Raw genomic sequence first — 14,253 nt, 5'->3', positions numbered from 1 at the left:
CGTGGCCTGTCGTGACGGACACCGCGCAGCGCCTGGCCGAGATCCGGGGTGGCGTACCGCCCCGGCGGCACAACGCCCGGACCATCGCCGCGCTGACCGGCAACCCGGGCTGCACCCGCCGGGCCGTGCTGGACAGCGCCGGCGTGGACAAGCCGAAGCTGGCCGAGCGGATCGGCTTCCCGGCGCGATTCGGTCAGTCCCGCTTCGCCATCACCCGGGGCAATGCGTTCGAGGCCCAGGTCAAGGCCGACGGCGGGGTGGAACTGCTGCGGCTGGTCGCGGAGCGGCTGGGCGTACCGGTGCCGGCCGAGGCGAGCTGGACGGATCTGGGTGGCGACGAGGACCGGCCGGAACGCTCCCGGGCGGCGCTCACCGCGCCCGGCGACCAGCCGGCACTCTTCGACCACCCGCTGCTCGGCCTCGACGTCGCCGGCGGGCGGGTGCACCTGGAACCCGACCTGGTGGCCGCCCGGCTCGGTGGCCGGTTCCACGTCGTGGAGATCAAGTCGTTCCCGGTGATCGACGGCCAGGCCGACCCGGCCAAGGTCTCCGCCGCCGCCATCCAGTCCGCCGTCTACGTGCTGGCGCTGCGCGAGCTGCTGGCCGCCGAGGGACGCGACCCGGACCTGGTGTCGCACGAGGTGGTGCTGGTGTGCCCGCGCGACTTCACCAACCAGCCGGTCGCCAGCCTGCTCGACGTCCGCCGGCAGCTGCTGGTGCTGCGCCGCCAGCTCGACCGGATGGCCCGGATCGACGACCTGCTCGCCGCCGTGCCGGCCGGCTTCACCGCCGACCCGACCGCCGAACCGGCGACCCTGCGCTCCGTGCTGTCCATGGTGGAGGCCCGGTACGCGCCCGACTGCCTGGCCGCCTGCGAGCTGGCCTACTTCTGCCGGTACGAGGCGCGCGGCCACACCGCCGCCCTGGGCCGGCCGGTGCGGGAGGCGCTGGGCGGCATCGCCGACGTCGGTACGGTGCTGGCCCTCGCCGAGGGCGAACGCGCCCCGGACCCGGAGCAGGCGGAGGCCGCCGCGCTGCTGCGCGCCGCCGCCCGCCTGCGCGCCGACGCCCTCGCCGGAAACCCCGGATGAGTACGCTGCGCGCCCTCGCCAAGGCGCAGGCGATCGCCGCCGGGGTGGCCCAGCCGGTGGCCACCGTCCGGCACCTGCACCTGTCCGACCGCCCGCTGGTGCTGGTGCCGCTCCAGCTGGCCGGCGAGGCGAACGCGCCGCTCGCCGCCCTGGTCGGGGCCGCGCCGGACGAGGCGCGGCTGCTGGTCGTGCCGCAGCCGCGCAACCGCGATCAGCGGCTCACGTTCGCCGCCGAGCTGGCCGGCATCGTGCTGCCGTACCTGGACGAGTTCCGCGGGGTGAGCGAGGCGGTGCCGGTCGACCGCGGCAAGGACGTGCGGTACCGGTACGTGGACGCCCCGCAGCTGCTGGTGCCGAACCCGGCCGGGATCACCTTCCTGCGGCTGCTCGGCCGCTCCACCCGGTTCCGCAGGCCGGACGGCGAATACCCGGTGCACCCGTCCGTGCCGCTGCTCGGCCGCTGGCTGACCTTCTTCGCCGAGCGCGCCGAGCACCCGGGCTCGGCGGCTCTCGTCGCGCTGACCGAGGCGCTGACCCTGCACTGGGCGACCGGGCAGAGCGCGGTGGAGGACCTGCACCTGCCGGCCCTGCTCGGCTGGATCGACCCGCCGCCCGGGTCCACCGGCGCGGAGGCGGCCGCCCAGGCCGAGGACCCGGCGATCTGCCCGCCCGCCGGCCCGGCCACCGACCCGGACTTCGACAACCGCCGGCTCGCCCCGGCGATGGCCGCGTACGCCGGGGCCGAGGACGACCCGGCGGCCCGCGCCGGGGCATACGCGGAGCTGGAGCGGCTGCTGCGCGACCAGCTCGCGCCCACCTGGGAGCTGATGTGGCGCGGCGTGGGGCTGCTGCGCGGGCTGCCGCCCGGGGCCCGGGTGGCCGGCCGCTGGGCCGGCGACCGGGACGCCTTCACCGGTTACGCCGAGCACGTCGACGCCGGGGGCGGGCCGCAGCCGCGCCGGGACGGGGCGGTGGCCGCGGCGGTACGCCTGCACCGGCTGGAGCGGGCCCTCACCTCGTACGCGGTCCAGCGCGCCTACGACGACCCCTTGGTGATGGCCGAGTACCGGCTGACCGGGGAGGCGTTCGTCGGCGACGTGACCCTGGCCGACCCGAAGCGGGTGGACGACACCGGCAAGCGGCCCGTGCTGCGCCCCCGCATCCAGGTGGTCACCACCGAGCCGGTGCTGGTGCCGGTGGGGGCGACGCTCTACTCCCCGGCCCGGCCCGGCCAGAAGGCGAAGGTGGTCTTCGTGACCCCCGGCGCGGACGGCAAGACCGAGGTGGTGTTGGAACTCTCCGGCGGGATGGGGCGCGGGTTGACCGCGTCGCCGGGCAGCGTGCCCGAGGTGGGGGAGCGGCTCTGCCTCACCACCCTGTCCGACGCGTTCCTGCCGGCCGGGAACTTCCCCGCCCCCGAGGAAACCCCGTGGACCCACGGCGGCCCGCCGGCCGGCACGCCCGACGCGGCTCCGTCCGGCGACGGCGACCCGGCGGAGGACTGGTCCTGACGCGGTACGTGCCGGCCGCGTACCCCGCGGCGGGGGCGAGTGACGCACGCCGATCACCTCTGGCGGCGGTAACCCGGGGTGACTAGGCTTGCGCCGTTCGCCGTCCGCAACCGGTCCTCATCGTCGAGGGTGCGCGTCAGAGAGAGCCGGAGCGAATAGTTGTGCCCCAGCAGGACGCGGACCCGGCCGTGACGGTGCGGGTCCGCTCCCCGCTCGCCGGCCGCGTCGGGCTCGTCGCGGCCGCATTCGTCGTACTCGGCGAAGCCGGCTGGCTGCTCGCGGGCCTGCCCCACGCCGCCCTGGTCAGCGACCTCGGCGCGGTGACCGTGTCGGGCTGGGCGGCGCTCGCCTGCACCCGGGCAGCGCGCCGGCACCCGGTGCCGATGCGCCGGTTCTGGGCGCTGCTGGCCGTCACCATGGCGCTCGCCGCGCTGGGCCGTACGGTGTGGACGGTCGAACGGTTGGGCGGCCACGCGCTGCCGCACACCCCGCTGGTCGGCGGGCTCTTCACCGCCGGCATCGTCACCGGCACCGCCGCGTTGCTCTGCTCGCTGGCCGCGCCGCGCAGCGCGGTCGGGCAGGCCCGCACGGTGCTTGACGGGGTGATCGTCGCGCTGGCGCTCATCCCGATCGGCTGGGTGGTGGTGTTCCGCGACATCGCCGCCGCCGATCTGGCCGACCCGCTGCGCACCTTCGGGCTGCTCTACCCGATGTTCGACCTGATGCAGCTCACCATCCTGGTGGCGGTTTCCGGGCCGGCCCGTCCGATGTGGCGGGCGCTCACCCTGATCGGCGCCAGCCTCGCCACCCGGGCCGTGGCCGACACGGTCTACGTCTCGCTGGTCGCGCACGGCAGCTACACCCCCGGCCACCCGATCGACGTCTGCTGGCCGTTGAGCTACCTGCTGATGGGCGCCGCCACCACCCACCCGCCGCCGGCCGGCTGGGACGACGAGGAGGAGACCAGCGGGTCACCGCTGCCGCCGTGGTGGCGGGTGGCCCTGCCGTACCTGCCGGTCGGCGGGGCCATCGTCGCGGTGGTGCTCTCCCGGCGGCCCACCGGGCAGACCCCGCACCTGATCTTCATCGGGATGATGGCGCTGCTCGGGGTCCTCGCCCTGCGGCAGGGCCTGGCCGCCAACGAGAACCTGCGGCTGGTCGTCCGGTTGCGCCGGCTGGCGTACTCCGACCAGCTCACCGGCCTGCCCAACCGGCTGACCTTCAACCGGCGGCTGCGCCGGGCCCTGCGCGACGGCGGCCCGGTCGCCGTGCTGCTGCTCGACCTGGACGGCTTCAAGCAGGTCAACGACCGCTTCGGGCACGCCGCCGGGGACCGGCTGCTGGCCACCATCGCGGACCGCATGCACGACGCCGTCGGCGCCGACGGGATGATCTCCCGGCTCGGCGGCGACGAGTTCGCGGTGCTGGTCGCCGGTGGCCGGCCCGTCCCGCCCGAACGGCTCGCCGAGCGGCTGCTCGCCACCCTCGAACCGCTGCCCGGCGAGGAGGACCTCGGCGTCCACCCCTCCGCCAGCATCGGCATCGCCGAGTACGGCCCGCAGCACGCCTCCCACACCGACCTGCTCCGCGACGCCGACATCGCCATGTACGCGGCCAAGGCGGCGGGCAAGTCCGCCTACCGCACCTGCACGCGGGAGCTGCGGGAGTCGGCGGTGAGCCGCGCCGAGCTGATCGCCGACCTGCGCCGTGCGGTCGACGAGGGCCAACTGCTCATGGAGTTCCAGCCCATCGTCGACCTGGCCACCGGCGCGGTCCGCAGCGCCGAGGCCCTGGTCCGCTGGCGGCACCCCCGGCTCGGCGTGCTCACCCCGGCGAAGTTCCTACCCCTGGCCGAGGAGACCGGGCTGATCCTGGCCATCGACCGGTGGGTGATCCGGCAGGCGTGCCGGGCCGCGGCCACCTGGCGGGAGCACGCCCCCGACGTCACCGTGGCGGTCAACATCGCCGCCGCCCACCTGCGCCGACCGGACCTGATCGCCACCGTCACCGGGGCGGTCGGCGCGGCCGGCCTGCCGCCCCGCGCGCTCACCCTCGAACTCACCGAGTCCGCGCTGATCGAGGGGAGCGAGGCCGTGCTGGACCGGCTGGCCCAGCTCCGCGAACTCGGCGTGCGGATCGCGATCGACGACTTCGGCACCGGCTACTCCTCGCTGAGCTACCTGCACCGCATCCCCGCCACCGAACTGAAGATCGACCGGTCCTTTGTGGCCCGGCTGGGCGCCGAGGACGGCCGGGCGTACGCCACCGTGGAGATGGTCAACCGGCTCGCCGGCGCGTTCGACCTGATGGTGGTGGCCGAGGGCGTGGAGACCGGCGCCCAGCACGCGGCCGTCGCCGCGATCGGCTGCGTACACGGCCAGGGCTGGCGGTACGGCCGGCCCGCCGCCCTGCCCGACCTGCTGGCCACGCTCGGCCCGGTCGACGCGGCCCGCTGACCGGCCCCGGTCAGGGGGGCCTAAGGTCCCGACCGGTACAGGGGGTTCGGCCCTGCCGTCGATGGCCGCCGCACCGCCACGATGAGACGGTCATCGAATAACCGAGACCATCCACACAGGAGACCCCCATGAAGCGACGGACGCTGGATCTGCTGTTCAGCATCGGCGGGCTGGGCCTCGCGGTCCTGCTGCTCGTCGTCGGCATCGTCCTCACGACGAACGCCAACTTCGCCAACACCTACGTGCACGACCAGCTCGCCCAGCAGCACATCAGCTTCAAGCCGGCGAACGCGCTGACCGACGAGGAGAAGAAGTCGGACTGCCTGCGCGAGTACGCCGGCCAGCAGCTCACCACCGGCAAGCAGGCCGAGTGCTACGCCAACGAGTTCATCGGCCTGCACCTGAAGGCGATCGGCGGCGGCAAGACGTACGCCGACCTCGGCGAGCCGCAGACCGCGCTGAAGGAGCAGGTGGCCCAGGCCGAGCAGACCAAGGCCGCCAACCTGCCCGACCTGCAGAAGCAGCTCGCCGGGGTGACCGCCCAGCGGGAGACGGTGTTCAAGGGCGAGACGCTGCGCGGCATGCTGCTCACCTCGTACGGCTTCAGCGAGTTCGGCCGCAAGGCCGAGCAGGGCGCCCTGGCCATGTACCTCGGCGCGGCGCTGCTCCTGCTGCTGTCGGTCGCCGGCCTGTGGCACGCCGTCCGCACCCCGGCCAGCGAGGCGTTCGCCGCCCCGGAGCGGCCCAGGGAGCGCACCACCGCCTGACCCGGCCTGACGACCCGATCGCCCCCGGCCTCCTCCCACCCCCTCGGGAGGCCGGGGGCGATCCCTGTTCCGGTCCCTCCCCGGCGACCCGGCGGCACAATCGGGCTTGACCCTCACGCAACGGGAGGCGGGAGCCTTGGTCGCGGAAGGGAGGGAACCATGGCGTACACGGTGGGTCAGGTGGCCCGCGCGGCCCGGGTGACCGTACGGACGCTGCACCACTACGACGAGATCGGGCTGCTGTCGCCGAGCGGGCGCAGCCCCGCCGGCTACCGCCGCTACGACGACGCCGACCTGGAGCGGTTGCAGCTCATCCGCGCCTACCGGGAGCTGGGGTTCCCGTTGGAGGAGATCGCCGAGATCCTCGACGACCCGGGCGGGGACCCGCTGCCGCACCTGCGCCGGCAGCACGAGCTGCTCAACGCGCGGATCGGGAAGCTGCAGGACATGGTCGCGGCGATCGAACTCGCGATGGAGGCGAGAAAGTTGGACATTCAGCTCACCCCGGAGGAACGGTTCGAGGTGTTCGGGGACTTCGACCCCGACGAGCACGCCGAGGAGGCGGAGCGGCGCTGGGGCGGCACCGAGGCGTACCGGCAGTCGACCGAGCGGGTCGGCCGGTACTCGAAGGAGGACTGGCTGCGCAACAAGGCCGAGAACGAGGACTGGGGGCGGCGGATCACCGCGCTCATGGACTCGGGGGCGCCGGCCGACGGCCCGGAGGCGATGGCGCTGGCCGAGGAGCACCGGCAGCTCATCACCCGTTGGTTCTACGACTGCTCGTACGAGATCCACACCGGGCTGGCCGACATGTACGTGACCGACCCGCGGTTCACCGCGTACTTCGAGAAGATCCGGCCGGGGCTGGCCGCGTACCTGAACGAGGCGATCCACGCCAACGCGATCAGCCGGGCCTGACGAGGGCACGCTGGCAGGATGGGCCGGACGGCTCAGTCCAGGGAGGTCAGGTGTTCATCGTCGCCGGCACGCTCTACGTCGACCCCGCCGAGCGGGACGCCTACCTGGCCTCCTGTGTGGAGGCCGTCCGGGCGGCCCGCTCGGCGCCGGGCTGCGTCGACTTCGCGGTCAGCGCGGACCTGGTCGAGCCGGGCCGGATCAACGTGTACGAGCGGTGGGAGTCAGACGAGCAGTTGCTGGCCTTCCGCGGGTCCGGCCCGAACCAGGAGCAGGTGGCGGCGATCCGCGGCGCGGAGGTGTACAAGTTCCGCGTCTCCGGCGTCGAGGCGCCCTGACCCGGGCCGTCCGGTCGGTTCGGTGCCGTGCCGGTCCTCGGGGCCGCCGGCCGGGCCGCACGCGGGCCCGGCCGGCGGTGGTCAGCGCCAGGTCGGCGGGTAGTCGTAGGCCGGCAGCAGCCGGCCACCGATCAGGGCGGCGCCGAGCACGACCGCCACGGCCGGCAGCACCGTGTCCAGCAGGTAGCCCGGGCCGGGGGCGGTCAGCCCGATCAGCGCCGCGCCGACGGCGGCCGGCGCGTGCGGGGCGCGCAGCAGCAGCATGAGTACGACCGACAGCACGGCCGACGCTGTCGCGGCCCAGGCGGACGGGCCGGTGACGGCGGTGACCGCCACCGCGACGGCGGCGCAGACCGGGTAGCTGCGGAGCACCGCCGCCGGCCGGGCCAGGGGTGCCCGGGGCGCCATCGCGAGCACCGCCGCCGAGGCGACGAAGGGCAGGGCGAAGACGTCCCGTCCGGTCGTCCGTTCGGCGCCGGCGAGCAGGGCCATCGCGGCGAGCAGCAGCGCGCCGGCGGCGAGCGCCCCGGGCCAGGCCGGCCGCCGGTCGAGAGCCGGCGGGTCGAGCGTGGTCGCGGCCACGGCCTACCGGGCCCTGGGCAGGAAGTCGCGGATCAGGGCGGCGATCTCCGCGCCGTGGGTCTCCAGCGCGAAGTGACCGGTGTCGAGCAGGTGCAGCTCGGCCTCGGGGAGGTCGCGGCGGTACGCCTCCGCCCCGGCGGCGCCGAAGATCTCGTCGTGGCGCCCCCAGGTGATCAGCGCCGGCGGCTGGTGCTGCCGGAAGTACTCCTGGAAGGCGGGGTACGCGCCGAGGTTGAACTGGTAGTCCCAGAAGAGCTGGAGCTGGATCTCCCGGTTGCCGGGCCGGTCGAGTCCGGCCTGGTCGAGCAGCCAGGTCTCCGGCGCGACGAGGTCGAGCCGGTCGGCCGGTACGCCGTGCGTGTACTGCCACCGGGTGGCTTCCAGGTCGAGCAGCTGGCGTACTGCCGGTTCGTGGGTCTGCCGGTCCTTGGCGTGGGCGAACAGCACCTCCCAGAACGGGGTGAACCCGTCCACGTACGCGTTGCCGCTCTGGGTGATCAGGGCGGTGACCCGCTCCGGGTTGCGGCTGGCGATGCGCAGGCCGATCGGTGCGCCGTAGTCGTGGAGGTACAAGGCGAAGCGGTCCAGCCCCAAGCGGTCGAGGAAGGCGAGAGTGATCTCGGTGAGCTTCTCGAAGCTGTAGTCGAACCGGTCCACGGGCGGGGCGGAGGACTGTCCGAACCCGACGTGGTCGGGGGCCACCAGGTGATACTCGTCGGCCAGCGCGGCGATCAGGTTGCGGAACATGTGCGAGCTGGTGGGGAAGCCGTGCAGCAGGACGAGGGTGGGTCGGGTCGGGTCGCCGGCCTCCCGGTAGAAGACCTGCTGTCCCTGCACCTCGAGCGTGCGGTGACGGGTGGCGAACGCGGACATGGTGACTCCTCGCAGTCGGGAGAACGAGCGTTCTCCAGCTGCCTGCTAATCTAGGAGAACGAACGTTCTCTGCGCAAGGGGGTTCCACCGGTGGACCAGGCGACAGCCGAGCAGCGGCTGCTGGACGCGGCCGACACGCTCTTCTACGAGCGGGGCGTCCAGGCGGTGGGCATGGACGCCATCCGGGCGGCCTCCGGCGTCTCGCTCAAGCGCGCGTATCAGCTCTTCCCGTCGAAGGAGCACCTGGTCGAGGCCGTGCTGCGGCGGCGGGATCGCGCGGTCCGGGGTGGCGTCGCGGCGTACACCTCCGCCCCCGGCGCGCCAACCGACCGCATCCTGGCCGTCTTCGACTACCTCCACGACTGGTTCAGCCAGCCGGACTACCGGGGTTGCGCCTTCATCAACTCCTACGCCGAACTCGGCGCTTCATCCGACACCGTGGCCGACGTCGTCCGTACCCACAAGCAGGCCTTCGCCGACCACCTCGCCGAACTCGTCGCGGCCGCCGGCCGGCCACCGGCGCTCGCCGCGCAGTTGGCCATCCTCGCCAACGGCGCGATGGTGACCGCGGCCATCAGCGGCTCCGCCGAACCCGCCCGGCAGGCCCGCGAGGTCGCCCGAATGCTCCTCGACACCCAGTGCTGAGGCATCCGGCCCGGCTCAGCAGGGCGGCACGGGTGCGGTGGTGACGCGGTCGGCGACCTCACGCTGGCGGAACCGCCCGGCCCGCTACAACACGAGGTCGAGCAGGAGGACGCCGGCGAAGCCGACCACCGAGATGATCGTCTCCATCACCGACCAGCTCTTGATGGTCTGCCCGACGGTCAGCCCGAAGTACTCCTTGACCAGCCAGAAGCCGGCGTCGTTGACGTGCGAGAAGAACAGCGATCCGCAGCCGATCGCCAGGGCCAGCAGCGCCACCTCCGGCTGGTTCAGGGTGGCCGCGAGCGGGGCGACGATGCCGGCGGCGGTGATGGTGGCGACGGTGGCCGAGCCGGTGGCGATCCGGATACCGACCGCGACCAGCCAGCCGAGCAGCAGCGGTGAGATGTTCGCGCCCTTGGCGGCGTCCGCGACCAGGTTGCCCACGCCGGCGTCGACCAGGACCTGCTTGAAGCCGCCGCCGGCCGCCACGATGAGCAGGATGCCGGCGATGGCCGGTAGCGACCCGCCGAGGAAGCCGGAGACCTGGGCACGGCTGAACCCGGTCCGGTAGCCCAGGAAGATCATCGCGAAGATGACGCCGGCCAGCAGGGCGACGATCGGGGTGCCGATGATGTCGAGCGTCTTGCGGCCACCGGTGCCCTTGTCCAGGGTCAACTCGCCGATGGCGCGCAGCAGCATCAGCACCACGGGCAGCAGCACGGTGACCACGGCGGCCCAGAGCGCCGGTGCCCGGCGCGGGCGCTGTCCCTCGTCGATCGGCGCACCGGGGCGGCCGGCGCCCGGGTTGATCAGGTCGTCCTCGGTGACCAGGTCGCCGTCGGCGTCGAGGCGGCCGCCGGCCGGGGTGGTGGGCCGCTTGGCGTCGGCGACGGCGAGCGGCCGGCGGGTGGGCAGCAGCGCCTCCGGTGCGGTGGCCGGCACGTAGCGGGCGATGAAGTTGCCGAACACCGGGCCGGCGACGATCACCGTGGGGATGGCGACCAGCAGGCCCAGGGCGAGGGTCTGGCCGAGGTTGGCGCCGAGGGCGTCGATCGCGACCAGCGGGCCGGGGTGCGGGGGCACCAGGCCGTGCAGCACGGAGAGGCCGGCCAGCGCCGGGATGCCGATCTTCATCAGCGGTACGTCGACCCGGCGGGACACCAGCAGCACGATCGGCACCAGCAGCACCACGCCGACCTCGAAGAAGAGCGGCAGCCCGATCAGGGCGGCGACCCCGGCCATCGCCCAGGGCAGGGCGCCGCCGGAGACCCGGGCGACCACCCGTTCCACGATGCTGTCCGCGCCGCCGGACTCGGCGAGCAACCCGCCGATCATCGCGCCGAGGGCGATGAGCAGGCCGACGCCGCCGACGGTGGAACCGACCCCGGCGCTGAACGAGGTGACGATCTTGTCGGCGGCGACGCCGGCGACCACGCCGAGCACCGCCGCGCCGAGGATCAGGGCCAGGAACGGGTGCACCTTGCCCCAGGCGATGAGCAGCACCACCGCGGCGATGCCGAGCACGGCGGCGACCACCAGTTGGGTGTTCCCGGCGTTGGTGAGTGGTGCCGCCGGTGCGGCGAGCAGTGTGACCACGGCTATCACGACCTTCGGTTCCTCAGTCGTCCGTTACCCGGGACGGGCGATCACTGGTGAGGTGCGGTGGGCGGTGGTTCCGGCGGCAGGCTGGGCGCCAGCCGTCGCAGTGACGCGAACGTGGGCACGAGCGCGTCGTACAGCTCGGAGAAGAGCGGCAGCAGGGTCGCGTACGTGGCGGCGGCGGCGGGGTCGGGGCGTACCGTCTCGTCGATCTTCACCAGGTCGGCGGCGACGTCGATCGACTCGATCAGGCCGAGCGCCTGCATACCCAGCAGCGCGGCGCCGAAGCTGGAGCCCTCGTGGCCGGCGGGGAAGCGGACCGGCATGCCGAGCGCGTCGGCGAGGATCTGCCGCCACAGCGGGCTGCGGGCGAAGCCACCGCTGGCCCGGACCTCGCGTACCTCGTTGCCGGCCGCTCGGACCGAGGCGAGGACCAGGGCGAGCTGCTGGCAGACGCCCTCCAGCGCGGCCCGCACGAGGTGCTCCCGCCGGTGGCCGTGGGTGATGCCCACGTACGCGCCGCGCGGCAGGGCGCTCCAGTGCGGCGCCCGCTCGCTGAGCAGGTACGGCAGCATGATCAGCCCGCCGGAGCCGACGGGTGCCTGGGCGGCCAGGTTGAGCAGTTCCTCCTCGGCGTGTTCGCCGAGTTCGGGGGCGAGCGCCTCGCCGGCCCACTGCAGGACGATGCCGCCGTTGTTGATCGCGCCGCCGACCACCCAGCGCTGCTCGGTGAGGGCGTAGCAGAAGACGCCGCCGAGCGGGTCGACGCTGGGCCGTTCCACCATCACCCGCATCGCGCCGCTGGTGCCGATGGAGCAGGCCACCTCGCCGGGGTGCACCGCGCCGAGCCCGAGGTTGGCCAGGGGCCCGTCGCCGGCGCCGACGACGAGCGGGGTGTCGGCGGGCAGGCCGGTGGCCCGGGCCGCCTCGGCGGCCAGCCCCGGCAGCACGTGGGTGGTCGGTACGAGCTGGGGCAGCTGCTCCTCGGTGATGCCGGCGATGGCCAGGGCTTCGGCGTCCCAGGCGAGGTGGTGGATGTCCATCAGCCCGGTGGCCGAGGCGACCGAGTGGTCGGTGACCAGGGCTTCGGCCAGCCGCAGCAGCACGTAGTCCTTGATGCCCACCCAGTGCGCGACCTGTTCGTGCAGCTTGGGTTCCTGCTCGGCGTACCAGAGCAGCTTGGGCAGCGGCGCCATCGGGTGCACCGGGGTGCCGGTGCGCCGGTGCAGGGCCAGCCCGGACGGCGCGGCCCGCAGCCGTTCGGCCTGCGCGCTGGCCCGGGAGTCGGCCCAGGTCACCGAGGGGGTCAGGGGGATGCCGTCGGGGTCCAGCCCGATCAGGCTGTGCATGGCGGTGCTGAACGACAGCCCGGCGACCGGTTCGTGGAGCTGCTCCACCACCGCCCGGACCGAGCCCACCACCGCGTCGAAGATCAGTTGGGGGTTCTGCTCGGCGTACCCGGGGTGGGGCTCGTCGAGGGGGTAGCCGATCGAGTGCGCGGCGAGCTGCCGGCCGCCGGTGTCGTACGCGACCGCCTTGGTGCTGGTGGTGCCGATGTCCACGCCCACCACGACGGCCGTCCCGCCCACCGGTTCACCTCCTCGTGAGGGCCGCGGTGCCCCGTGAGGGTGACGTTACCGAGGGTGGGGCACCCTCGCATGGCGAAGCGCAGCCGCCGAGATCGCGGGAATCGACGTGGCGGATTCCGCCTAAACGTGCCGGTCAATCACCCGATCGGTCAGATTGGTGACTTTCGCGTGTCTTGCCGCCCCGGCTGACCAGTTGACATGAATGACACCCCGGTTGGTGGGCTCGCGCGGCGGAGGAGTCGGCGTGGCGAAGACTGATTCGACGGGTTCCACATGGCGCTACCGGTGGGCGCACCGGCAGAACGAGCGGCGGCAGCGGTCCTTCCGCGCGGCCGACGAGGCGTGGCGACGACGTGACGAGGAGCTGCGCCGGCTGCGTACCCTCGCCGGGTCCTTCCACGGCTCGGCCGAGGCGGGCGCTGGCCTACCGATCGAGCTGTCCCCCGGCGAGGTGGTCTTCTGGACGCTGCCCGCCGCCCAACTGGTCGAGGTACGGCACACCGGCGTGCTGCCCGCCCCCGAACTGCTCGTCGACCCGGACCCGCCGGCGGTGCGCCCGCGCCGCCCCGACGGGGTCAAGGTGACCGACGCCGGGCTGGCCGTGCTCACCAACCGCCGGCTCGTCCTGCTCGGCGGACGCGGCCGCCGCGACTGGGCGTACGGCAGGATGACCGGGCTGTGCCACGACCCGGGCGCGCCGGTGACGCTGATCCAGGTCCTCGACCGGCGGCGCACCTCCGGCCTGCTGCTGCCCACCAACGCGGTCGCCGACTTCCGGTTCAAGCTGACCCTGGCCTTCGCCGACGCGATCGAACAGCGGGCGGCGGTCATCGCCCAGCTCGACGAACTGATCGAGGAGCACAGCGACGTCCGCCCGATCCGCCCGGCCATCGTCACCCCGGCCCAGGCCCAGCTGTCCGCGCTGCTCCCGGGCGGCCGGCGGACCGTCGCCGCCGGGGCGGCCCTCGCGCTGATCGTGCCGGCGATGCTCTTCGAATCCGACCCGCCGGTGCGTCCCGGCTCGGAGGTCGCCTCCGCCGCCACCCCGGCGACCACCCCCTCCGCGGTCCCGTCGCTCGCCCCGGCCGTCCGCGTCGACCAGACCACCAGCCCCAAACCTCGCCGCAGCCGGACCATCCCGACGGCCTCGCCGTCCCACGACAGCACGCCGCAACCGGGGGCCGAGCGGCGCTGCGGCGCCCCGGTCAACCCCTACGGGTACGACTTCTGCGGCGGCTCCCGGATCCGCCGGCCGGCCAAGGGGGTCTGCGACTGGTTCGACTGCGTACCCGGGTTCTGGTCGGGGCGAGGATGGCTGGTGCAGTGCCGCGACGGCACGGTCAGCCTGACCGGCGGGCAGCGCGACGCCTGCGCCGACAACGAGGGCTTCCGCCGTACGGTGTGGACCTGACGCTCAGCCGAACTCCGGCACGGTCAGCGAACCGTCCTCGGCCAGCGGGAAGCCCGGGTTCCAGGCGATCTCCCACAGGTGCCCGTCGGGGTCGGTGAAGCAGCCCGCGTACCCGCCGTAGAAGGTGTCCCGGGCCGGCCGGGTGACCGTCGCCCCGGCCTCGGCCGCCCGGCCCATGATCTCGTCGACCTCCGCGCGGCTGCCCACGTTCTGCGCCAGGCTCACCCCGCCGAAGCCGTCGCCGCCCCGGTCGAGGCCGGCGTCGTCGGCGAGCTTGTCCCGCCCCCACAGCACCAGCGCCAGCCCGCCGGCCTGGAAGAAGACGGTCTCCTCCACCTCCTGGCCGCGCCAGCCGAGGCGCTCGTAGAAGGTGCGGGCCCGGGCCAGGTCGGCCACGCCGAGGGTGATCAGGCTGATCCGCTGCTCCATGCCCTGCGACCGTACCCGCCAGCCCCTCGTTCGACTCCGCCTCCACC

The 14,253-nt window shown here is 74.0% G+C and carries 13 protein-coding genes; 8 read left to right on the top strand and 5 right to left on the bottom strand.

The annotated features are described in order from the left end of the window. Positions 1-11 precede the first annotated feature (11 nt). From ACGFI9_RS31840 to ACGFI9_RS31815, 6 genes are all read left to right on the top strand, one after another. Entirely contained in the window at positions 12-1,091 is a 1,080-nt protein-coding gene (locus ACGFI9_RS31840; protein WP_393183888.1) for a hypothetical protein, read from the top strand. Beyond that, positions 1,088-2,602 carry a hypothetical protein gene (locus ACGFI9_RS31835; protein ID WP_393183887.1) on the top strand — a complete coding sequence of 505 codons (1,515 nt, stop codon included), beginning with the start codon at positions 1,088-1,090 and terminating at the stop codon, positions 2,600-2,602. The genes ACGFI9_RS31840 and ACGFI9_RS31835 overlap by 4 nt, the downstream gene beginning before the upstream one ends. 161 nt (positions 2,603-2,763) lie before the next feature. Next, on the top strand, positions 2,764-5,058 hold the full coding sequence (locus ACGFI9_RS31830) for a putative bifunctional diguanylate cyclase/phosphodiesterase (RefSeq protein ID WP_393183885.1): 2,295 nt from the start codon (positions 2,764-2,766) through the stop codon (positions 5,056-5,058). Positions 5,059-5,186: 128 nt separating this feature from the next. Then, positions 5,187-5,825 carry a hypothetical protein gene (locus ACGFI9_RS31825; protein ID WP_393183883.1) on the top strand — a complete coding sequence of 213 codons (639 nt, stop codon included), beginning with the start codon at positions 5,187-5,189 and terminating at the stop codon, positions 5,823-5,825. 159 nt (positions 5,826-5,984) lie between these two features. Continuing rightward, a complete protein-coding gene (locus ACGFI9_RS31820) occupies positions 5,985-6,743 on the top strand; it encodes a MerR family transcriptional regulator (RefSeq protein WP_393183881.1) in 759 nt (252 codons plus the stop codon). A gap of 50 nt (positions 6,744-6,793) precedes the next feature. Continuing rightward, positions 6,794-7,078 carry a putative quinol monooxygenase gene (locus tag ACGFI9_RS31815; protein WP_393183880.1) on the top strand — a complete coding sequence of 95 codons (285 nt, stop codon included), beginning with the start codon at positions 6,794-6,796 and terminating at the stop codon, positions 7,076-7,078. An 81-nt stretch (positions 7,079-7,159) separates the two neighbouring features. Here ACGFI9_RS31815 and ACGFI9_RS31810 read toward each other — a convergent pair whose 3' ends face one another. Then, the gene (locus ACGFI9_RS31810; protein WP_393183878.1) at positions 7,160-7,660 is read right to left on the bottom strand and encodes an HPP family protein; all 501 of its coding nucleotides are present in this window, start codon (positions 7,658-7,660) and stop codon (positions 7,160-7,162) included. A 3-nt stretch (positions 7,661-7,663) separates the two neighbouring features. Then, on the bottom strand, positions 7,664-8,533 hold the full coding sequence (locus ACGFI9_RS31805; RefSeq protein WP_393183876.1) for an alpha/beta fold hydrolase: 870 nt from the start codon (positions 8,531-8,533) through the stop codon (positions 7,664-7,666). Between the two features lie 90 nt (positions 8,534-8,623). Between ACGFI9_RS31805 and ACGFI9_RS31800 the strand changes: the two genes are divergently transcribed. Further along, on the top strand, positions 8,624-9,178 hold the full coding sequence (locus ACGFI9_RS31800) for a TetR/AcrR family transcriptional regulator (RefSeq protein WP_393183874.1): 555 nt from the start codon (positions 8,624-8,626) through the stop codon (positions 9,176-9,178). Between the two features lie 84 nt (positions 9,179-9,262). Here ACGFI9_RS31800 and ACGFI9_RS31795 read toward each other — a convergent pair whose 3' ends face one another. Both ACGFI9_RS31795 and ACGFI9_RS31790 read right to left on the bottom strand, forming a co-directional pair. Then, positions 9,263-10,774, bottom strand: a complete 1,512-nt coding sequence (locus ACGFI9_RS31795) for an SLC13 family permease (RefSeq protein ID WP_393183872.1) — start codon at positions 10,772-10,774, stop codon at positions 9,263-9,265. A 50-nt stretch (positions 10,775-10,824) separates the two neighbouring features. After that, positions 10,825-12,366: a gluconokinase gene (locus ACGFI9_RS31790; protein WP_393183870.1), complete on the bottom strand. Its 1,542-nt coding sequence runs from the start codon at positions 12,364-12,366 to the stop codon at positions 10,825-10,827. Between the two features lie 244 nt (positions 12,367-12,610). Between ACGFI9_RS31790 and ACGFI9_RS31785 the strand changes: the two genes are divergently transcribed. Continuing rightward, positions 12,611-13,777: a hypothetical protein gene (locus ACGFI9_RS31785; protein ID WP_393183869.1), complete on the top strand. Its 1,167-nt coding sequence runs from the start codon at positions 12,611-12,613 to the stop codon at positions 13,775-13,777. A 3-nt stretch (positions 13,778-13,780) separates the two neighbouring features. Here the strand turns inward: ACGFI9_RS31785 and ACGFI9_RS31780 are convergent, their stop codons facing one another. Further along, positions 13,781-14,206 carry a VOC family protein gene (locus ACGFI9_RS31780; RefSeq protein ID WP_393183867.1) on the bottom strand — a complete coding sequence of 142 codons (426 nt, stop codon included), beginning with the start codon at positions 14,204-14,206 and terminating at the stop codon, positions 13,781-13,783. Positions 14,207-14,253 lie beyond the last annotated feature (47 nt).

Source organism: Micromonospora sp. NPDC048930 (assembly GCF_043197935.1).
Classification (GTDB): domain Bacteria; phylum Actinomycetota; class Actinomycetes; order Mycobacteriales; family Micromonosporaceae; genus Micromonospora.
The sequence above is the reverse complement of the archived record's forward strand: the minus strand, read 5'-3'. Positions and strand labels throughout refer to the sequence as shown.